The organism is Actinomycetes bacterium, assembly GCA_036000965.1.
In the GTDB taxonomy this organism is placed as follows: domain Bacteria; phylum Actinomycetota; class CALGFH01; order CALGFH01; family CALGFH01; genus DASYUT01.
The window spans coordinates 35802-55858 of record DASYUT010000346.1; the positions used below are offsets into that span (position 1 = coordinate 35802).

Here is a 20057-nt window from a genome sequence, read left to right on the forward strand (position 1 = left end):
GATGAGTGGCATCCCGCTGCGCGTCTTCCTGGGCCTGGGCGCGCTGGCCCTGGCCCTCGCCTTCCTGGCCGCGGTCCTGCTCGTGACCAGCCAGGGCCCGAGCCCGGTCTCCCAGGACCTCATCGTCTACGGCGGCCGCTAGCGAGGTCTACGGCGGCTGCTGAGCAGGTCGCGGCGGGCCGGTCTGGCGGCGTGCGTCGGCGCGCGGATGCGGGACGGTCAGGTCCGCGCCTCCCCACCCTGCGCTTCCACCGGGGCGACCGGCGGCGCCTCCACCCGGGCCGCCGACACCACCCCGTCCAGGATGCTGGCGAAGGCGGCCGTGGCCTGCGGCCAGGTGAAGCCCGCGGCCCGCTCCCGCGCGGCGGCGCCCAGGCGCTCCCGCAGCGGCCCATCGCACAGGATCCGCTCGAGGTGGCCGGTGAACTGGTCCAGGTCGTCGGCGAGCAGGCCGGTGCGCCCGTCCACCACCGACTCGGCCAGCCCGCCGGCCGAACGGAACGCGACTGTGGGGGTGGCGTGCCAGGCCGCCTCCATCGCGGCCTGCCCCCACCCCTCCTTGACCGAGGGCATGGCAAGGACCCATGACCGCGCGAGCAGCGCGTGCTTGGCCTCCTCGCCCACGAACCCGAGCAGCTCCACCGTGTCCTCGAGACCGAGCCGGGCCACCGCCTCCCGAAGCTGCGGCTCCCACCAGCCCTGGCCCACCACCGACACCTTGAGCCCGGGCAGCCGGCCGCGGAGCCGGGCGGTCGCCTCGAGCGCCAGCTCGACCCGCTTGTGGGGGACCAGCCGGCCGAGCACGCACACCGACGGGCAGGGCGTCCGGGGCAGGCTGGCCACGGCCGGAGGGTCGATGCCGTTGTGGACGACCGCGATCGAGCCCGGCTCGACGCCCAGGCCCACCAGCTCCTGGCGGGTCGACTCGGACACGGCCACGTACCTGGCGCCCCGGTAGACGCGGGGGGCCAGGCGGGACTCGACCCACCAGCCGAACCGGGCCGCCAGCGGGGGCAGCACGACCCCCCACTGCTCCCGGTGCACGTGGTGGACGAGCACGACCACCGGCGCCCGCGCGTAGAGGGCCGAGAAGAACGGCAGGCCGTTCTGGACGTCGACGACGGTGTCGTGGGGACCCACCCGGCCGGTCGCGTAGAGCAGGAAGGCGCGCAGGTACACCCCCAGGCGTCCTCCCCGGCGCAGGATGCGGACGCCGTCGACGTGCTCCTCGCGGGGCGCGCCCGGCCAGGCAGCGCAGACGATCGTCACCGGGCGGCCCTGGGCGGCAAGGCCGGCGGCCACCCGCTCCACGAACAGCTCCGAGCCGCCGCCCTCCGGGTTGCGCGTGTCGCGCCAGTTCAGGATGACCACGCCCGGGCGCCTGCCGTCGATGGCGGAGCCGGGTGCCAGGGGCGGGAGGGGTGTCGCGGTCATCGGTGCCGCGAACCTATCCCACTTTGCCCCTACCCGTCTGCAACAGACGATTTCCGCTGTGTCAGGGGTGTTCGCCCGGTTCCGCCGGGAAGCCCGCCGACCTGGTCGGCGCGGGCCGGCGATCGGGGCATCTGCGCTGGTCGGGCGCTCCTCCGAGGGTGCTCTCGCGCACGACCAGGCGGGGCACCTCGAGCGCACGGGCGTCGAAGCGGCGGTCGGCCATCCTGGACCTGAGGATGTCCACCGCCCGTTCGGCCAGCAGCCGCACCGGCTGCCTGAGGCTGGTCAGGGTGGGCGCGCTCAGGACGCCCGGGCGCGAGAAGAAGTTCCTCGCCGAGCTGGTGCTGACGCCGGCGTGCCTGGCGACGTCTTCGATCGTTGGTTCCCGCCTGACCGAACCATCGCCTGCCACGCGTCCCGCCTCAACCTGCATAGCCATTCCGGGCCGTTCTTGCAAGTGGTCCTTGCAAGCACACTTGCAAGGACTATATAACCCCGTTCGCTACCGACCGGTTCCGGAGCAGGCTCTTGAGGGCCAAGGGGGGTCACGCGGACCGCCGCACGCGTGTGCCCTCGGGGACCTGGACACCCGCACCGGGCCGTCCCTGTCACCGGGACGCCGATGCCCGTCCCCGGAACCGGTCGGAGTGTCCACCTCGTGACGACCCCGGCGAGGGCTGCCCGGTCGCCCTGGGCGTGCCGACCTCGGAACGTCCAGGGGCGATCCCGGAACGTCCAGTGGCGACCCCGGCAAGGCCAGCCCGGTCGGTGCCGGGCCCCACGGGGCGACCCCGGCAAGGCCGGCCCGGTCGGTGCCGGGCTCCCATGGCATCCAGGCTGCGGCGACGCCCATTCCGGCGAGGCGGTGGCCGGGCAGACGCACGGAGGGGAGTCACCAGCCGGTTGACTCGGCGGTCGCGATCGGCCAGCGTCGTACGCACGGACGCGTGGGCAGGGGGTGGGACGGCGGTGCGCTCCTTCGACGGCGTGGAGGTCGTGCTCCTGGACCTGGACGGCACCGTGTACGTGGGCAGCCGGCCGGTCCAAGGGGCGGGCCAGGCGGTCGAGCGGCTCCGGCGCTCGGGACTGACCGTCCGGTTCACCACCAACACCGACTCGACCTCGCCAGCCGCGCTGGTCGAGCGCCTGGCCGGCATGGGCGTCCCGGCCGGGGAGGGCGACTTCCTGACCCCGGTGGTGCTGGCCCGCCGGCTGTTCGAGGACCTCCCGGCGCCCCGGGTGCTGGCCATCGCCTCGCCGGCGGTCCGCGACCACCTGCCCGGGGTGCTGTGCGGGCCAGGCGACCGGCCCACCCACGTGCTGGTATGCGACCCGAGCTACGGGGCCGGCTACGCCGACCTGGACGCCGCCTTCCGGGCCGTCCGGGACGGCGCGGCGCTGGTCGCGACCCAGCTCGGCCGCATCGCCCGTCGCGACGACGGCGAGCACCTTGACACCGGCGGGTGGGTGCGCCTGCTCGAGTACGCGACCGGCGTGGAGGCCGAGGTCCTCGGCAAGCCGTCGCCGAAGTTCTTCCGCCTCGCCCTCGAGACGGTCGGCGGCACGCCCGAGCGCACCCTGGTGGTGGGCGACGACCTCGACGCCGACGTGGCCGGCGCCCGGGCCGTCGGCGCCCGCTCGGTCCTGGTCCGCACCGGCAAGGGCGCCCGCGCCACCGGGGCCCAGACCCGGGGCGGGGACGGCCCGGAACCGGATGCCGAGGTGGACGGCTTAGCCGACGTGCCCGACCTGTTGGCCGGGTCGGGGCAGGGTCCCGCTGGCCCGGTGGGGTAGGGTCGGGGCCGGGTCCCGCTGGCCCGGCCGGGGTGGAGTCGGAGCCGGCCGGGGTGGAGTCGGGGTAGGGTGGGGCGGTCAGCGACCCCGACCGAGGGGCCCGGGGGCTCGAGCAGCCAAGCGGTGCCCCCGGTCCGTACCAGGACGAGGGAGCGAGCGCGATGGCAGTCACCCACGCAACCCTGAAGACCTCCAAGGGCGACATCCGGGTCGTCCTGTTCCCCGACACCGCCCCGAAGACCGTCGAGAACTTCGTCGGGCTGGCCACCGGGACCAGGACCTGGAGGGACCCGCAGACCGGGGCCGAGCAGCAGCGGCCCCTCTACGACGACACCATCTTCCACCGGGTCATCCCGCAGTTCATGGTCCAGGGCGGCGACCCGCTCGGGACCGGCAGGGGTGGGCCCGGCTACAGCTTCAAGGACGAGGTGGCCGGGCCGCGCTCGTTCGACAAGCGCGGCTACCTGGCGATGGCCAACGCCGGGCCCAACACCAACGGCTCCCAGTTCTTCATCACCCAGGTGCCGACCCCCTGGCTGAACGGCAAGCACACCATCTTCGGCGAGGTCGTCGAGGGGATGGACGTGGTGGACGCCATCGCGGCCAGCGACCGCGACGCCACCGACCGGCCCAGCGAGGAGATCCGCCTCGAGCGGATCGAGATCGAGCAGCCGGCCTGAGCGGTCGGCCCGGGCGAAAGGGGCTCCCATGCGTGAGGCCGTCATCGTCGAGGCGGTTCGGACGCCGGTCGGCCGGCGGAGAGGCGGCTACTCGGGGCTGCACGCCGTCGACCTGGGCGCCGCCCCGCTGCGGGCACTGCTCGACCGGACCGGGGTGGACCCGGCCCAAGTGGACGACGTGATCATGGGATGCGTCTCCCAGGTGGGCGAGCAGGCCGTCAACGTCGCCCGCTGGGCCTGGCTGGCCGCTGGCCTGCCCGAGGAGGTCCCGGCCACCACCGTCGACCGCCAGTGCGGCTCCTCCCAGCAGGCCGTCCACTTCGCCGCCCAGGGCGTCCTGGCCGGGGGCTACGACCTCGTGGTGGCCGGCGGGGTCGAGCACATGACCCGGGTGCCGATGGGCTCGACCATGGCCGGTCCGGGGGTGCCGTTCGGCCCGGCGGTGAGCGACCGCTACGGTGGCCGCCTCGTGCCCCAGGGCATCTCGGCCGAGCTGATCAACGAGAAGTGGGGCCTGACCCGGGAGGAGCAGGACGCGTATGCGCTCCGCTCCCACCAACGTGCCGCCGCCGCCCAGGATGCCGGCTTCTTCGACCCCCAGCTGGTCGCGGTCGAGGCGCCCGTCCCGGACGGCGGCCGGACCTGGGTCCGGGCCGACGAGGGGGTGCGCCGCGACACCTCGCTCGAGAAGCTGGCCGGGCTGCAGCCCTCGTTCAAGCCTGACGGCATGGTCACCGCGGGCAACTCGAGCCAGATCTCGGACGGCGCGGCCGCCCTGCTGATCGCCGGGCGCGACACCGCGGAGTCCATGGGACTGCGGCCGCGCGCCCGGTTCGTGAGCTTCGCCCTGGCCGGAACCGACCCGGTCATGATGCTCACCGGCCCGATCCCCGCGACCGAGCGGGCCCTGGCCCGGGCCGGCCTCACCATCGGCGACCTCGACGTGGTCGAGATCAACGAGGCGTTCGCCAGCGTGGTGCTCGCCTGGGGACGGGAGGTGGACCCCGACTGGTCGAAGGTGAACCCGAACGGCGGTGCGATCGCCCTCGGCCACCCGCTCGGCGCCTCCGGGGCCCGCCTCATGACCGACCTCCTCGCCGAGCTGGAGCGGCGCGGCGGCCGCTACGGGCTCCAGGTCATGTGCGAGGGCGGCGGCACGGCCAACGCCACCATCATCGAGCGCCTCGGCTCGTAGCGTCGTCCCCCCCGGAGCCGCGCACCTCGGAGGCCGGTGCACCCGCGTGGGCTCGTCGCCACAGCGCCTCGCAGGTTGCCGGAGGTGATGCTGCCGGTGGCGACGGGTGCATCACGCATGGCTCGTCGCCGCAGCGCTTCGTTCGGCCTCGAGGTCGAGGGGCCGGCGGAGTCGGGCACGGGTGCATCACGCATGGGCTCGTCGCCGCAGCGCCTCGGGGTCGATGATCTCGAATGCCAGACCGGCGCTTCGGATGAAGCCGCGTCTCTTGAACGATCGCAGGGCCTTGTTGACCGTCTGCCTGGTCCCGCCCACCATCTCACCCAGCTCCGTCTGCGTGATGCGGCCGGTGCGCAGCCTGCTCCCCTGCTGCGGGGTGTCGGCCAGCAGCAGGAGCTGTCTTGCCACCCGCCCCTCGACGTCGAGGAACACCAGGTCGGTGAGTTGCCGCGTCGTGCGACGAACCATCCTGCCCAGTGAGCGCAACAGGGCGTCGAGGACGTCCGCGTTCGACTGCAGGAGCCAGATCAGCTCCTCGCGGGGGATGGTGACGACGGTGGACGTCTCGATCGCCTCGGCGGACGCGGTCCGGGCTTCACCGTCGAGGACGGCGATCTCACCGAAGACCGCGGGGGGCCGGTGCCGTGCCAGCTCGAGGACAGCACCGTCGTCGGAGATCACGAGCAGTCTGATCATGCCCTCGAGGAGCAGGTACATGCGGTTTGCCGGCTCGCCCTGGACGAAGATCGCCCCGCCCTTCTTGACCTGGCGGGCGTTTGCCCCGACACGATCGGCAAGATCCTGGACCACGCCGCCTTCCAGCGAGCCGAAGAGCTCGACGTTGGCGAGAGCAGAGGCGATGCGCTGCGTATCCATGGGCGGGTGACTCGCCAGACCTGCGGAGTTCGACTGTTCCCTCCTGGTAGCGTATTTGTACCAGGCGAGCAGGTCCACCTCGCAGCCCGTCAGGGCACGGCCGAGAGGTACCATTCGCCTGGCGAGAGGCTGTCGCCGCGTCGGAGCTCGAGACCGTCGAGGACGAAAGACCGACATGGACACTCGGCAGGTGGCCGACCTCCTGGCACGAACCGGCCTGTTCGGCGTGCTCGACCAGGTGACTCGCGAGGAGATCGCCGAAAGCGCCATACAGTACACGCTGGGCAAGGGCCAGACCGTCTTCGTGCAGGACGAGATGGGCGACCGTCTGTTCGTCGTCGCCGCGGGCGGGGTGAAGCTCTACCTGCGCTCGCAGCAGGGAGAGATCGTCGAGCTGGTCCGCCACTGGCCTCCCGCGGTGTTCGGGGAGCTGGCCCTCCTGGACGGCGGTCCACGCTCGGCTTCCGCGGAGACCGTCGAGCCGACCGTCCTGGTCGCGATCGCCCGGGAGAAGCTGATCCACATCCTCCGGTCGGACGCCAGGGCGGTGGACGCGCTGCTGTGCTCGCTCGGGGACATCGTGCGCCGCACGACACGGCAGATGGCCGATCTTGTGTTCCTCGACCTGCAGGGGCGGCTGGCGAGAAAGCTGATCGAGCTGGGCAGTGCCGAAGGCGACGGCGGCACCGGAGGCCGCCGCGTCACCCAGACCGAGCTCGCCAACATGGTGGGCGGGGTACGGCAGACCGTGAACCTGGCGCTGCGCGCCCTCCAGGACCGGGGCTACATCCGCGTGAACGGCGGGTCCGTCGAGATCCTGAAGCTCGACGGACTGCGCCGCCGGGCGGGTGAATGATGCCCCACGTCACTGCGGTGCTCGAGATGCCACCGACGGCTGGAGTCCTCGCAGTCGTGGACACGACCGCCTGGTTGTCAAGGAGATGACAGCGCGAGCCGAGCGTTCGTACTTGCATCTCGGCGTGCCAACAGCAGTCGTCCGCCCTGCCGGCAGCCGCCAGCCGCCAGCCTGGACCATGCCGAGATCCGCTCCGCCTCGCCGAGGTGGTCAAGCGTCGCCTCTGTCTTGCCGGCTCACGTGTTGACGTGCCCCGGGATCGATCTGAAGAAAGCTGCCACGCCATGGTCCAAGGCAACCTCGCACTGGTGACGGGTGCGACCGGCTTCATCGGGAGCCACCTCACGGAAGCCCTCGTCCGCGCGGGCGCCCGGGTGCGCGCGTTCGTCCGCTCCAGCTCCGACCGGGGCCTGGGGAACCTCGACCATATTGCTGGGGAGGTCCGAGAGGCCGTAGAGCTCAGGTTCGGGGATCTTCGCGACCTCGAGTCCTTGCGGAGGGCGGTCGCAGGCGTCGATCACGTCTTCCACCTCGGGGGCCTCGGGTCGGTTCCGTGCTCGTACCTGGACCCTGTCGCCTTCGTGGACGTCAACGTGAGGGGCAGCGCCCATGTCATGCAGGTCTGCCGGGAGGTAGAAGTCGAGAGCCTCGTGCTCATGTCCACGTCGGAGGTCTACGGCACCGCCGAACGCCAGGATGTCCTGATCGAGGAGTCCCATCCGCTGCAGCCACGGTCGCCGTACGCGGGCAGCAAGGTCGCGGCCGAGCAGCTCGCAAGCAGCTTCACGGCCTCCTACGGCCTGCCCGTCACCACGGTGCGCAGCTTCAACGTGTACGGCCCGAGGCAGTGCGAGCGCAACGTCGTGCCGACGATCATGGGCCAAGCCGTCGACGGCGAGACCGTCCGGATGGGCCGCCTGGACTCCGTCCGCGACTACACCTATGTGGTGGACGTGGTCGACGCGCTCCTGCGGCTCGCGACCCAGACCCGCGCACGTGGAAGGACGTTCAACGTCGGCTCGGGCCTGGGGATGCGGGTGACCGACCTCGTCGCGCTGGCCGGCAAGCTCCTCGACAAGGAGCTGCGGGTGCAGACCGACCCGTCGCGCGTGCGTCCGCAGGCGATCGAGGGCGACTGCCTGGTCGCCAGCGCCGACGCGCTCCGTGAGCTGACCGGGTGGGAACAGACGGTTGCGATCGACGAGGGCTTGGAGAAGGTGCTGAGCTGGCTCGCGCGCCGTCCCGGAGGACGATGAGCGCGCTCGTCATCGCCTCGAACCGCGGACCCTGGCGGTTCACGCTCCAGCCCGACGGGAGGCTCTCGTGGCGCCGCGGGGCGGGTGGCCTGGTCAGTGCGCTGACACCCGCGCTCGAAGGGCACGCCTGCACGTGGATCTCGGCTGCCATCACCGATGGCGACCGTGCGGCGGCGGACGGCAATGGCAGCCCGGAAGGCCCGGCCGGCTCCCAGCTGCGGATGCTGACCTTCGAGCCGACGACCTACGAGCGGTACTACCACGACGTGGCCAACCGGACGCTCTGGTTTCTCCAGCACCACCTGCTGGACACGGCCGGGGTCGCGTTCGACCATCGGTTCCGCGCGGCGTGGGCGTCCTACCGGGAGGTGAACAGGGCCTTTGCGGAGGCTTGCGACGAGGCGACCAATCCAGGCGGGGAGGTGCACCTCGAGGACTACCATCTGGCGCTCGCTCCCGCCATGCTGCGCGAGCGGCGCCCGGACGTGCGCATCCTGCATCTCGTGTGCTGCCCCTGGGCGGGCCCCGACGACTTCGGCGTCTTGCCCGACGCCGTCGCCTGCGAGCTGCTCGCAGGCATGCTCGGCGCCGATCTCATCGGGTTCCTCACCCACCGCTGGGCAAGGAGCTTCCTCGCCTGCTGCGAAGCCGCGGGATACGAGGTCGACCGGCAGCGGGACGCCGTACGCGCCAAGGACGGGCACGTGGCGCACGTCCGCCCCTACCCGCTCGGGGTCGACGAGCAAGACCTGCGGCGGCTGATCCGGCAGGGAGCAGCCGTCACGGGGGGGCCGGACGACGCGCCCAGTCGTGGAGTCCCTGACGGTGGGCGCCTCGTCGTCCGGGTCGACCGCTTGGAACCGAGCAAGAACATCGTGCGCGGGCTGGACGCGTTCGCGGCCTTCCTCGAGCAGAACCCGCGTTTCCTCGGTGAGGTCACCCACCTCGTCCTCGTCAGTCTCTCGCGCGAGGGCATGGCCGAGTACCGGCGTTACCACTGCGAGGTCGAGCAGCGGGCGGAGATGGTGAACCAGCGCTTCGGCACCGCCGGCTGGACGCCGGTGCGACTCGTCGTGCTGGACGATCATCCGCGGGCGCTGCGCGCGATGGCCGCGGCGGACGTGCTCGTGGTGAACCCCGTCTGGGACGGGATGAACCTGGTCGCCAAGGAGGCGGCGTGCGTGAACGAGCGGGACGCCGTGCTGATCCTGTCCCGGAACGCCGGCGCGGCGGACGACCTCCGAGCGGGGGCGCTCCTGGTCAACCCTTTCGACACCGCTGAGCTGGCGGACACGCTGGCCACCGCGCTCTCCCTGGAGGCGGACGACCGCGCGGAGCGCGCCCGGCAGCTCCGGGAGGGCGCGGCCAGGATGCCGCCGCGGCAGTGGTTGCTGGCCCAGCGCCACGACCTGGCACGAATGCAGACGGAGGGCTCCGCGTGGCCGCGCGGCAAGTCGCCGGCTGGCGAGAAGGGCGGCCTGACCTCCCAAATTTAGCGGCGACCCGGCAAGGCCTGCCCGGCCGGCGCCAGGCTCCCGTGGCGCCCAGGCTGCCGGGCTCCCGTGGCGTCCAGGCCGCGGTGACGTCCGTTCCGGCGAGGAGCCGACTGGACAGGTGTTCGGAGGGGAGCCACCAGCCTCCTCCGTCGAGGCGTCGACCGGGCAGACGTTTGGAGGGAGCCACTGGCCGCGCCGGCTCCTATACTCCGGAGTGTGGAGGTATGCCTCAACTGTGGCGCCAGGGTCCAGCAGCCGGCCCAGTTCTGCCCCGCCTGCGGCAGACGCCTCCACGCCGCGTCGCACGTCGAGGAGTTCCGCGTCGTCACCACCCTGTTCTGTGACATCGCCGACTCCGTGAGCCTCGACAGCCGGCTCGAGCTGTTGCCGCTGCAACGCGTCATGGACCGCTTCTTCGAGGCGACGCGCCAGGTGGTCGCGAGCCATGGTGGCAAGGTGGGCACCCGCCGTGGCGACGGGGTGATGGCGGTGTTCGGCATCCCCGTCCCGCACGACGACGACGCGCTGCGGGCGGTGCGGGCGGCGGCGGACCTGCGCGACGCGCTGTCGCTGCTCCGCGCCGACTTGGAGCAGAGCCACGCGGTCTCGCTGGTCGCGCGGATCGGGGTGAATACCGGCACGGTGCTGGTTCGCAGCGACGTGGACTCGCTCGAGGAGGAGGTCACCGGCCACGCCGTCAATCTCGCCAAGCGGTTCGAGCAGGCAGCCAGTCCCGGGGGCATCCTGATCGGGCAGGAGACCTACACGCTGGTCCGCGACGCGGTGCGGGCCGAGCGGTCGGAGCCGCTGCGCCTCAAGGGCGTTCACGAGCCCGTCGAGGCCTACCGGCTGCTCCGGGTCCTGCATGGCAAGCCGGGTCGGGCACGCCAGCTCGACCGCCCGATGATCGGGCGGGGCCTCGACCAGCGGCTGCTGCAGACGCTGTTCGACCGGACCATCGCCGAGCGCAGCTGTCATCTGGTGACCATCCTCGGCCCTGCCGGGATCGGCAAGTCGCGGCTCGTCGACCATTTCCTGCAGGGGCTGGGTGACCAAGCCGAGATCCTGCGAGGACACTGCCTGTCGTACGGGGAGAGCGCCACCTTCTGGCCGATCATGGAGATCGTCACCCAGGCCGTCGGCATCGCGCGGACAGACCCACCCGACGTGGTGCACGAGCGGCTGGCCGCCCCACTGCTCGGGGACCTGCACGCACGGGACATCGCGCTGCGTGTGGCGCAGCTCCTCGGGCTCGGCGAGGAGATCGGACTGCCGGGTGACACCTTCTCGGCCCTTCGGCGGCTCCTGGAGGCCCTGGCCCGCCGCCGGCCCATGGTCATGTTCATCGACGACCTCCACTGGGCTGAGCCGACGCTGCTCGACGTGATCGAGCACATCGCCGAGTTCTCCCGTGACACGCCGATCCTGCTCCTGTGCGTGGCGCGCCAGGACGAGCTGTTCAAGCGCCGGGGCCACTGGTCGGGCGGCAAGCTGAACGTGACCTCGCTGTCGCTGTCACCGCTCAGCGAGACCGAGGGCGAGCGGCTGGTCACGCACCTTCTCGACGGCAAGCAGCCCGATCCAGAGGTCCAGCTGTACATCAGCCAGCGCGCCCAGGGCTATCCGCTCTACATCGAGGAGCTGGTGGAAGAGCTTGTCCAAGGCGGCGTCCTGCGCCTTGTCGATGGTCGCTGGGTCGCGACCGGCGACCTGGACGAGGTAGCGATGCCCCGAGAGGTCCAGACGCTGCTCTCGGCGTGGCTCGGCCGCCTGGACGACGAGCAGCGGGCGACCCTCGAACGGGCGGCCGTCGTCGGCAAGCAGTTCCACGTCGCCGACATCACCGCGCTGTGGCCCGGCGGCGAGCCACAAGCTGTCGCCACCCATCTCGAGGCGTTGGCCCGCCAAGACCTGATCCAGCGTGACCATGGCGCCGTCTTCCCCCTCCCCGCCGTCGAGGGCGGCGAGGGCTACAGCTTCCGGCACATCCTCATCCGGAACGTGGCCTACGACAGGATGACGGAGGAGGTCCGTGCCAGACGGCATGAGCTGTACGCGGACTGGGTCGAGCGCGCGGCTGGTGACCGGCTCAGCCAGTTCGACGAGCTCATCGCCACGCACCTCAACGAGGCGTATCACTACCGACGCAGGCTCGGCCCGGCCGACGGGGCCACGGAGAATCTGGCCCGGCGGGCCGGCGAGCGCTTCGCGGCCGCCGGGCACCGGGCCGCGGTCCGCGCCGACGTCCAGCTGACGCTCACCCTGCTGCGGCGAGCCGACCGGCTTCTCCCACGCGAGAGTCCGACCCGTCTCGGCGTCCTGCCCTACCTCGCCAACGCCCTGCAGGCCGCCGGAGAACTGCAGGACGCGATGCGTGTCTACGAGGAGCTGATCGCCGCGGCCGAGCTGGCCGGGGACGAGCGAACCGCCATGCACACAGCGCTCGCACGCCTCCTCCTGGTCGCCCTCCAGGATCTGGAGGGCTTCCTGCGCGACGGCAGGGCGCAGAGCGAACGCGCCGTTGCGGCGTTCACACCGCTCGGCGACGACCTGGGCCTGGCCAAGGCCTGGTACGTCCGCGCCTATGCCGACTGGTGGGCGGGCAGGTCGGTCGAGGCGAAGGCTGCGGTGGTGCAGGCCAGGGGCTTCGCCCAGAAAGCGGCCGACAGGGTTCAGGAAGCGACGACGATCCGCCTCTACTGCCTCATCCTCCTCTCGGAGTCAACCTCGGTCGACGAGGTCGTCCGCTATGGTCAGGAGGCGCTCCAGCTGGCCAGGAGCACCGGCAATCGCAGGCTCGAGGCGAGCATGCTCACGATCCTCGCCCAGGCGACCGCGATGAGCGGCGACTTCGAGAAGGCCCGCGACTTCAACAAGGTGGCCAGCACGATCACGCTCGACCTCGGGGAGCTGCTCACGAGGGCGGCGGACTCGGTCTCCGAGGGGCTGGTGAGCCTCCTCGAGGGGAACTTGACCGCTGCTGAGCAGAAGCTGCGCGGCGGCTACAACGAGCTCGAGCGGATGGGCGCGACCGTGCCGCAGGTCGCCGTCGCCGTCATGCTCGCCCGCGTCCTCCTCCGGCAGGGCCGCTACGAGGATGCGGGGGAGATGACCCGGGTCTGCGAGCGCCTCGCGGCCGTTCATCAGCACGACGTCCAGGCCAGGTGGCGCTCGGTTCGGGCGGTCCTGCTCGCCCACCGCAGCGAGCTGGAGGCGGCTGAGCGCCTGGCGAGAGAGGCCGTTGCGCTGGCCGAGAGAACAGACCACCTCGATACCCAGGCCGAGGTGTACGCCGACCTTGCCGAGACGCTCCGCATGGCCAAGCGGCGCGAGGAGGCGATCCAGGAGCTCGAGCGGGCGCTCCGGCTCTACCAGCGGAAGGGCAACGAGGCTGGTGCGAAGACAGTGCGGAGCGAGCTGATCACGCTGCGCCGGTGACGACCATGCAACGCGCGACCGTGGCGGGCGGACGGGCGGTAGCATGACCCCATGAGCCGCCTTCGGGGTCGGATGCTGTGGTTGGCCGCGCTCGTCGTGGCCGCCCTGGTCCTGCTCGCCCCGTTCAGCGACGTGATCGTCGCCGTCCTGCTCGGGGTCGGCGTGCTGGTCGGTGGCAGCATGCTGTTCCGGGGCCTGGCCGGCAACCGGGGCGCGGCCGCGCCGGGCCCGCCCACCGACGTCGTGGAGACCGGCACCCTGCTGGTGTTCGCCTGCGAGACCTGCGGCGAGCAGCTGGTTCTGCTCCGCAAGGGGACCGACGCCCCGCCGCGCCACTGCGCCGAGAAGATGGTGCTGCGCCGGGTCCCCACCCCCGACCGCACGACCCGTCCTGCCCGTCCGGCGAACTTGCCGGACGGATGACCGGCGAGCTTGCCGCTCAGAACGGGAGGTCTGCCGCCGCGGGCGGCTGCAAGCTTCTCTGGCGGCGGCTGGCGGCGCCAGGCCTCTGTAACGGCGCTGGCGGGATCAGGCCTCTGTGGCGCTGGCACGGCGGCATCAGGCCTTTCCAGCGCCGAAGGGCGCTACGCGTCGTCGGCGATGCGCTCGGCGCGCTCGCGCAGGTCGCGGAAGTCCTTCTTGGGCCGGTCGCCGGGGACCAGCCGGTCGGTGCTGGTGAAGCCCCAGCCCTGGTACTTCACGGCCACCCGGGAGAAGCGCCTGCGCAGCTCGCCGCCGCACGCCTGGCAGGGCCCGGGGGCGCCGCTCCCCATGGGCTGCAGGTGCTCCTCGACCGCGCCGCAGGCGCGGCAGGCGTACTCGTACACTGGCATCGCGGCTGTCCACAACCTTTTCCCCAGCTGGGGATGAATCACAGGCGTGTAGTTTGGCAGGTCAGCGGGGTGGTGGGCTCAGGTCCAGCGAGTTGCCAACACCAGGCCGACGACGATGGGCGTGAACCCGATGGCGAGGTTGACGGCGTTCAGGTCGGCCACCGGACCGGGCAAGGCACCCATGTAGTACAACAGGATGTAGGTGAGGCCCACGGCGAAGCAGATGACGATCGTGGGACCCACCCAGGGGGCCGACGGCTTCGGCTTGGGGCGCGGCGGCGGTTGGTACCGGCGCCGCTTGGAGCGTGACCTGGGCATCGCGGCACGTCCTTTCGACAGGTGCGCCCGGCGGCGCATGGGCGCCATGACCTCATGCGATCGTACCGTCTGGGCGCGGCGCCCGCTCCGGCCGCCCGGCGCCGGTCTGGGCGCCGCCCTGCTCGCCCTCTGCCTGCTCGCGACCGCCTGCACGGGCGGCCCGGAGTCGGCGGCCAGCTCGTCCGGTACGCCCGGGGCGCTTGGCTCCGCACAGCTCGTGGACCGTACCGCGGAGCAGTTCGGGAGCGACCTCGACCGCCTCAAGGGGCGGGTCGTGGTGGTCAACTTCTGGGCGAGCTGGTGCGCGCCGTGCCGGGCCGAGATGCCCGACCTCGAACGGGCGAGCCGGGAGCTGGCCGGTGAGCCGGTGACCTTCATCGGCGTCGACTCGTCGGACGAGCGGTCCAAGGCGGTCGAGGCCCTCGCCCGGGCGGGGGTCACCTACCCCACCGTCTACGACCGCAAGGGCATCTACGGCGGGCTGGCCTCACGCTGGTCGGTGACCTCCCTGCCGCAGACCTGGTTCGTCGACCGCGAGGGCAGGCACGCGGTCAAGATCGCCAGGCAGGTCCGGCCCGGCGAGGTGCGCGCCACGGTGGACCGGCTGCTCGCTGCGCCGTAGGGGCTCTTTCCGTAACGAGCGGGTTAGGATGGCATGGCCTCGCTTGCTTCGGCGGGCACGAGCCTTGGGCGCTTCAGGTGAGCGCGAGCCCCGCGGCGGGTGGCGAGGGCACGGAGGTGACGATGCGGAGGTTCCTGCGCGGGACGGGTTGGACGTTCATCGGGTTGGGATGCTTCGTCCTCTACTTCCTGGTGTACCAGCTCGTGGGCACCAATGCGACCGCCAGCAAGGAGCAGGGCAGCCTTCGCAGGGAGCTGGAGTCGACCTGGACCGCGCAGGCCGGCGTCCCGGCCGGCCGGCCGCAAGCCACCAAGCCCAGGAGCATCCCGGTCGGCAAGGGGGTCGCGCTCCTCCAGATCCCCAGGATCAAGGTCGAGCAGGTCGTCGTGCAGGGCGTCGAAAAGGCCGACCTGCGCAAGGGCCCAGGGCATGTGCCGAGTACCGTGATGCCCGGGCAGGCCGGCACGTTCGCGGTGTCGGGCCACCGGACCACCTACGGGGCGCCCTTCTTCCGGCTCAACGAGCTGGCCAAGGGCGACGTCATGACGGTGGTGACCAAGGAGAGCGTGTTCACCTACCAGGTGACCTCGAAGAAACTGGTCCTGCCAGACGACGTCTCGGTCCTGGACAGCGTGCGCGGCCCCGGCGGCAAGATCGAGCCGACGATCACGCTGACCACGTGCCATCCGCGCTTCTCGGCCAAGCAGCGCCTGATCGTCTTCGGGGTGCTGGTCGCCACCGTGCCCAACAACGGTACAGTAGCGGCATGAGCCGGTGGCCCGAGGATCAGGGGGGGCGCCAGCCCGAAGGCAGGCGCGCCCGACACCCGGAGGGCCGTCGTGCCCGGCACAGCGAGGGCCGCCGCGACCGCCAGGACGAGGGCAGGCACGACCCGGACGACACGCTCCCCTGGCTGGCCGGTCTCGAGGACGCGTCCAGCCCCGAGGAGGACGCCGAGTGGGCGCGCAAGCTCCGGCCCAGACAGGCGCGCAGGGTCGACATTGCGAACTCGGACGAGCCGGGCTCGCCACCGGACGCGCCCCAGGGCGCGCCCCAACCGGAGCCGGCCTTCCGTGAGCCGCTTCCCGAGCCAGGCGAGCCGGAGCTGGCCTGGAGCTTCGACGACGAGCCGGCGCCGGCCGAGCCCGGCGGCCCGGCGCGCCGTGACGCCGGCTACCCGAGCTGGGCCCACGACCTGGACGCGACCGCGACCTGGGAGTCCGAGCCGCAGGACTGGACCGACCCGCCCAGGACCGGGCCGTCCTGGGAGCCCACCGTCGAGCCGCCGGCCCGGCCCTGGGAGCCAGAGGATCCCTGGGGCGGGCGGCCCGCCCCGACCTGGGAACCGGAGGCGCAAGCGGCCGGCGACCCGCTGGCCAGCCGGGCGGCGCCCTGGGAGGCAGGGGGGCTGCCTTCCGACACCGGGTTCGGCTCGCTGTACGCCGACCCGGACCCCGACCGGCTGGAGGCCGGGGACGCGACCCTCGAGGCTGCGCAGGTCGATGCCAGACGGCTCGTAGAGCAGGCCACGACCCAGAGCTGGAACCTCGAGCCGTCGTGGCCGGAGGAGGACGACCGCACCGGGGTCGACCAGTTCACCGACGAGCCGGTGGTCTCGTTCGGACCCGCCCCGGGCCGCGCGCTCGAGCCGGCAGGGCCGAGCTGGGACCGCCCCGATCCCGGGTCGGCCGCGGCCGACCCGGCCACGCGGGCCTGGGAGTCCGGGGAGCGGGCCGGCACGGTCGGGGACGAGGACTGGCTCTGGCCGGTCGATCGAGAGGACCAGGCGCTCACGTCGCCGGGGCGGGGCATGCGCCCACCGGAGGGCCTCCGGGCGGCCGACCGCCCGGAGGCAGGCACCACCATCGAGGGGCGGCGAACGCGCCAGCTCGAGGGCAGGTCCCGCTCTTCGCCTGCGAGCAGGCCCGATGGGCGGCGGGTGCGCCCGCGCGACTCGCGAGTGCGGAGGCGGTGGCCCCTGCGCATGGCCGTCCTGGCCTGGATCGTGCTGTTCGCGGTCGTCTGCTGGCTGTACGTCTTCCCCTGGCTCGAGGGAGTGCTGCCGGAGAACTTCTGATCGTGACAGCGGACCCGGAGATTGTCGCGAGGGCACGCGGGAACGGATACTGCCGGGCGGGGAAGGATCCGTCTCCCCGCTCGGCTCGGCGCATGGCGACAGTCCTTGGGCGGATCTGGAGGGAACGGGAATGGCCGACGTCACCACACCCTGGCTCGACAGCTACCCTCCCGGCGTGCCCGAGCACGTCGAGGTGCCGTCGACCAACCTGGCGCGCCTGCTCGCCGACGCCGCCCGCGACTTCTCGAACGCGCCGGCCGTCCACTTCGAGGGCCGGACCGTCTCCTACGCGCAGCTGGCCGACCAGGCGTGGCGGTTCGCGGGGGCGCTGGCCGGCCTCGGGGTGACCAAGGGCACCAGGGTCGGCCTCGTCCTGCCCAACTGCCCCCAGGCTGTGATCGCCTTCTTCGGCGCGCTGCGGCTGGGCGCGGTGGTGGTGCAGAACAACCCCCTGTACACCGAGCGCGAGCTCGGCCACCAGCTCAGCGACGCCGAGGTCGAGGTGGTGGTCTGCCTCGACCTGGTGTACGAGCGGGTCAAATCGGTGCGGGCGCAGGCCCCCTCGATCCGCGAGGTGGTCGTCACCTCCTTGCTCGACGAGCTGCCAGCGGTCAAGCGCGCGCTCGCCCCCTACACCAAGAAGGGCAAGGCGGCGAGCACGGCGATCGGCCGGGACGAGCCGGTGCGGCGCTGGCGCGACCTGCTCTCCGGGTCACAGACCAAGCCGTCCGAGGCCGAGGTCGACCCGGCCACCGACCTCGCGCTCCTGCAGTACACCGGCGGCACCACCGGCCTGTCCAAGGGCGTGATGCTCAGCCACGGCAACCTGCGGGCCAATGTCGAGCAGGTGCGGGCCTGGTTTCCCGACGCGGACCCGGGCCGCGAGGTCATGATGGCGGTGCTGCCCTTCTTCCACGTCTACGGGCTCACGGTCTGCCTGCTCCTGGCGGTGCGGATCGGCGCTGCCCTGGTGCTCCTGCCCAGGTTCGACCTCGACCACGTGCTCGCGGCGGTCGACAAGTACCGGCCCAGCCTCTTCCCCGGCGTGCCCACCATGTACGTGGCGATCAACAACGCCGTGGCCAAGGGCGGCCACGACCTGTCGAGCATCAAGGCGTGCCTGTCGGGCGCGGCCCCGCTGCCGCTGGAAGTTGCCGAACGCTTCGAGCGCTACTCGGGCGGCCGGCTCGTCGAGGGCTACGGCCTGTCCGAGAGCTCCCCGGTGGCGCTGGCCAACCCGGTCTACGGCAAGCGCAAGGCGGGCACGGTCGGCATGCCCCTACCCGACACCGAGGCCCGGGTCGTCGACCCGTCCGACCCGAGCCGTGCCCTGCCCACCGGCGAGTCAGGCGAGCTGGCCATCCGCGGTCCCCAGGTGATGCGCGGCTACTGGAACCGGCCTGACGACTCCGCTCAGGTGCTCCAGGGCGGCTGGCTGCTCACGGGCGACATGGCGGTGATGGACGACGAGGGCTACTTCTCCATCGTCGACCGCAAGAAGGACCTCATCATCGCGGGCGGCTACAACGTCTACCCGCGTGAGGTCGAGGAGGTGCTCTACGAGCACCCCAAGGTCGCCGAGGCCTGCGTGGCCGGGGTGCCCGACCCCTACCGCGGGGAGACGGTCAAGGCATGGGTGGTCCTGCGCGAGGGCGAGCAGGCCACCCCGGACGACATCCGGGCGTTCGCCAAGGACCGGCTTGCCGCCTACAAGGTGCCCCGCACGGTCGAGCTCCGCGACGAGCTGCCCAAGACGCTGATCGGCAAGGTGCTCCGCCGCGCCCTGGTCGAGGAGGAGCGGGCCAGGGCGGCGGCCGAGGAGGAGACCCAGCCGGAGACCCAGGAGGAGACCCAGCCCAGCCCGGCCGCGCCCGAGGCGGAACTCGGCAAGGCGGGCGGTCAGTGACGCCGGCGCCCACGCCGGCCGGGTTCGAGGGGGTGGGGCAGGGGCTCACCGTCCTCGTCATCGACAACTACGACTCGTTCGTCTACAACCTCGTCCAGTACCTGGGCGAGCTGGGGGCGGACACGGTCGTGTGGCGCAACGACGCGGGCACGCCAGCCGGCGTGCGCGCCCTCGGCGCCGACGGGGTGCTGATCTCCCCCGGCCCCGGCCACCCGCGCGACGCCCGGCTGTCGCTGGACGTGGTGCGCGAGCTGGGGTCGAGCCTGCCGGTCCTCGGGGTCTGCCTGGGGCTGCAGGTGATCGGGCACGCCTACGGCGGCCAGGTGGTTCGTGCCCCCGAGCTGGTCCACGGCAAGACCTCGCAGATGCTCCACGACGGCGCCGGGGTGCTGGCCGGGCTCCCCCGCCCGTTCGCGGCCACGCGCTACCACTCCCTGGTGGTGGAGCGCGACGGCCTGCCCGCCGACCTGGAGGTCACTGCCGAGACCGGCGCGGGGCTGGTGATGGGCCTGCGCCACCGGCGCCATCCGGTCGAGGGGGTGCAGTTCCACCCCGAGTCGGTGCTGACCGAGCACGGCCACCACCTGCTCGCCAACTGGCTCGGCACCCTGCGGACGGCCCGCACGGCCGCCTGACCGGCCCCTACCGGGCCGGGCCGCCACGCGGGTCCGGGGCCCCGGCGGGGCCTCCTACCCGCCCCCGGCGGTCGAGGCCGTCGCCCCGGTGGTGCTGCTGCCGAGCGTCGTCGAGGTCACGCTGGTGGTGGTCGTCGCCTTGGTGGTGGTCGTCGCTCGGCTGGTGGTGGTCGTCGCCTTGGTGGTAGTCGGCGCGGCCGTGGTCGCCGGCGCGGTCTGCGTGGTGGGCGCGGCCGTGGTCGCCGGCGCTCCGGTCGTTTCGGTGGTGCCGGCGCCGGTGTCGGTGAGCCTGCTCATCACCAGGTACCCGACGAGGACGGCGAGCGCGATGGCGAGCACGACGAGCACCAGCCAGCCGATCGAGGATCTCGGGCGCTCCCCCAGGTCGTCGTAGGGGTCGGCGTAGCGCTCGACCGGGCCGGGCACGGGGTCGCCGAGCATCGCGGTCTGGGCCGCGCCGGTAGCCGCCGCGCGGCCGATCGCCTCGGTGGGCTGCTCCGCCGGTGTGGGGGTGGCGAGGACGCCGCGGCCGGCCAGGAACCGCTCCAGGTCCTGGCGCAGCTCGGCCGCGGTCTGGTAGCGCTGCCCGGGCTGCTTGGCCATCGCCTTGAGCACCACCGCCTCCAACCCCGCCGGCACAT

20 protein-coding genes are annotated in these 20057 nt (G+C 72.4%); 14 read left to right on the forward strand and 6 right to left on the reverse strand.

Annotation, left to right across the window (positions count from 1 at the left end; translation table 11 throughout):
• The first annotated feature begins 1 nt into the window (after position 1).
• Positions 2-142 carry a hypothetical protein gene (locus tag VG276_30800; GenBank protein HEV8653670.1) on the forward strand — a complete coding sequence of 47 codons (141 nt, stop codon included), beginning with the start codon at positions 2-4 and terminating at the stop codon, positions 140-142.
• 77 nt (positions 143-219) lie between these two features.
• On the opposite strand, the gene VG276_30805 is transcribed toward VG276_30800, so the two are convergent.
• Both VG276_30805 and VG276_30810 read right to left on the reverse strand, forming a co-directional pair.
• A complete protein-coding gene (locus tag VG276_30805; protein ID HEV8653671.1) occupies positions 220-1434 on the reverse strand; it encodes a glycosyltransferase family 4 protein in 1215 nt (404 codons plus the stop codon).
• A gap of 61 nt (positions 1435-1495) precedes the next feature.
• Positions 1496-1846 carry a substrate-binding domain-containing protein gene (locus tag VG276_30810; GenBank protein ID HEV8653672.1) on the reverse strand — a complete coding sequence of 117 codons (351 nt, stop codon included), beginning with the start codon at positions 1844-1846 and terminating at the stop codon, positions 1496-1498.
• A gap of 557 nt (positions 1847-2403) precedes the next feature.
• Between VG276_30810 and VG276_30815 the strand changes: the two genes are divergently transcribed.
• The 3 genes from VG276_30815 (at position 2404) to VG276_30825 (ending at position 5103) form a co-directional block, all read left to right on the forward strand.
• Positions 2404-3228, forward strand: coding sequence for an HAD-IIA family hydrolase (locus tag VG276_30815; GenBank protein ID HEV8653673.1), 825 nt, complete (start codon positions 2404-2406; stop codon positions 3226-3228).
• Between the two features lie 161 nt (positions 3229-3389).
• Positions 3390-3908 carry a peptidylprolyl isomerase gene (locus VG276_30820; protein ID HEV8653674.1) on the forward strand — a complete coding sequence of 173 codons (519 nt, stop codon included), beginning with the start codon at positions 3390-3392 and terminating at the stop codon, positions 3906-3908.
• Between the two features lie 28 nt (positions 3909-3936).
• Positions 3937-5103: a thiolase family protein gene (locus tag VG276_30825; GenBank protein HEV8653675.1), complete on the forward strand. Its 1167-nt coding sequence runs from the start codon at positions 3937-3939 to the stop codon at positions 5101-5103.
• A 186-nt stretch (positions 5104-5289) separates the two neighbouring features.
• Here VG276_30825 and VG276_30830 read toward each other — a convergent pair whose 3' ends face one another.
• Entirely contained in the window at positions 5290-6057 is a 768-nt protein-coding gene (locus tag VG276_30830; GenBank protein ID HEV8653676.1) for a Crp/Fnr family transcriptional regulator, read from the reverse strand.
• Between the two features lie 97 nt (positions 6058-6154).
• Between VG276_30830 and VG276_30835 the strand changes: the two genes are divergently transcribed.
• From VG276_30835 to VG276_30855, 5 genes are all read left to right on the forward strand, one after another.
• Positions 6155-6835 carry a Crp/Fnr family transcriptional regulator gene (locus VG276_30835; protein HEV8653677.1) on the forward strand — a complete coding sequence of 227 codons (681 nt, stop codon included), beginning with the start codon at positions 6155-6157 and terminating at the stop codon, positions 6833-6835.
• 284 nt (positions 6836-7119) lie between these two features.
• A complete protein-coding gene (locus tag VG276_30840) occupies positions 7120-8091 on the forward strand; it encodes a GDP-mannose 4,6-dehydratase (protein ID HEV8653678.1) in 972 nt (323 codons plus the stop codon).
• Positions 8088-9587: a trehalose-6-phosphate synthase gene (locus tag VG276_30845; protein HEV8653679.1), complete on the forward strand. Its 1500-nt coding sequence runs from the start codon at positions 8088-8090 to the stop codon at positions 9585-9587. Before VG276_30840 ends, VG276_30845 begins: the two co-directional genes overlap by 4 nt.
• Positions 9588-9803: 216 nt before the next feature.
• On the forward strand, positions 9804-13025 hold the full coding sequence (locus VG276_30850) for an AAA family ATPase (protein HEV8653680.1): 3222 nt from the start codon (positions 9804-9806) through the stop codon (positions 13023-13025).
• A gap of 51 nt (positions 13026-13076) precedes the next feature.
• The gene (locus tag VG276_30855) at positions 13077-13448 is read left to right on the forward strand and encodes a hypothetical protein (GenBank protein HEV8653681.1); all 372 of its coding nucleotides are present in this window, start codon (positions 13077-13079) and stop codon (positions 13446-13448) included.
• A gap of 161 nt (positions 13449-13609) precedes the next feature.
• Here VG276_30855 and VG276_30860 read toward each other — a convergent pair whose 3' ends face one another.
• Both VG276_30860 and VG276_30865 read right to left on the reverse strand, forming a co-directional pair.
• On the reverse strand, positions 13610-13858 hold the full coding sequence (locus VG276_30860) for a zinc ribbon domain-containing protein (protein ID HEV8653682.1): 249 nt from the start codon (positions 13856-13858) through the stop codon (positions 13610-13612).
• Positions 13859-13936: 78 nt separating this feature from the next.
• Positions 13937-14176: a cell division protein CrgA gene (locus tag VG276_30865; protein HEV8653683.1), complete on the reverse strand. Its 240-nt coding sequence runs from the start codon at positions 14174-14176 to the stop codon at positions 13937-13939.
• Positions 14177-14222: 46 nt separating this feature from the next.
• Here VG276_30865 and VG276_30870 point away from each other — a divergent pair, with 46 nt between their 5' ends.
• The 5 genes from VG276_30870 (at position 14223) to VG276_30890 (ending at position 19416) form a co-directional block, all read left to right on the forward strand.
• Complete coding sequence (locus tag VG276_30870; GenBank protein ID HEV8653684.1) at positions 14223-14798, forward strand: TlpA disulfide reductase family protein; 576 nt, start codon at positions 14223-14225, stop codon at positions 14796-14798.
• Between the two features lie 122 nt (positions 14799-14920).
• Positions 14921-15568, forward strand: coding sequence for a class E sortase (locus VG276_30875; protein ID HEV8653685.1), 648 nt, complete (start codon positions 14921-14923; stop codon positions 15566-15568).
• Positions 15565-16875 carry a hypothetical protein gene (locus tag VG276_30880; protein HEV8653686.1) on the forward strand — a complete coding sequence of 437 codons (1311 nt, stop codon included), beginning with the start codon at positions 15565-15567 and terminating at the stop codon, positions 16873-16875. The genes VG276_30875 and VG276_30880 overlap by 4 nt, the downstream gene beginning before the upstream one ends.
• Before the next feature lie 130 nt (positions 16876-17005).
• Positions 17006-18781, forward strand: a complete 1776-nt coding sequence (locus tag VG276_30885; GenBank protein HEV8653687.1) for a long-chain fatty acid--CoA ligase — start codon at positions 17006-17008, stop codon at positions 18779-18781.
• Positions 18778-19416: an aminodeoxychorismate/anthranilate synthase component II gene (locus VG276_30890; protein HEV8653688.1), complete on the forward strand. Its 639-nt coding sequence runs from the start codon at positions 18778-18780 to the stop codon at positions 19414-19416. Before VG276_30885 ends, VG276_30890 begins: the two co-directional genes overlap by 4 nt.
• A gap of 54 nt (positions 19417-19470) precedes the next feature.
• Here VG276_30890 and VG276_30895 read toward each other — a convergent pair.
• Positions 19471-20057: hypothetical protein (locus VG276_30895; GenBank protein HEV8653689.1), on the reverse strand; the 587-nt coding region annotated here is incomplete at its 5' end.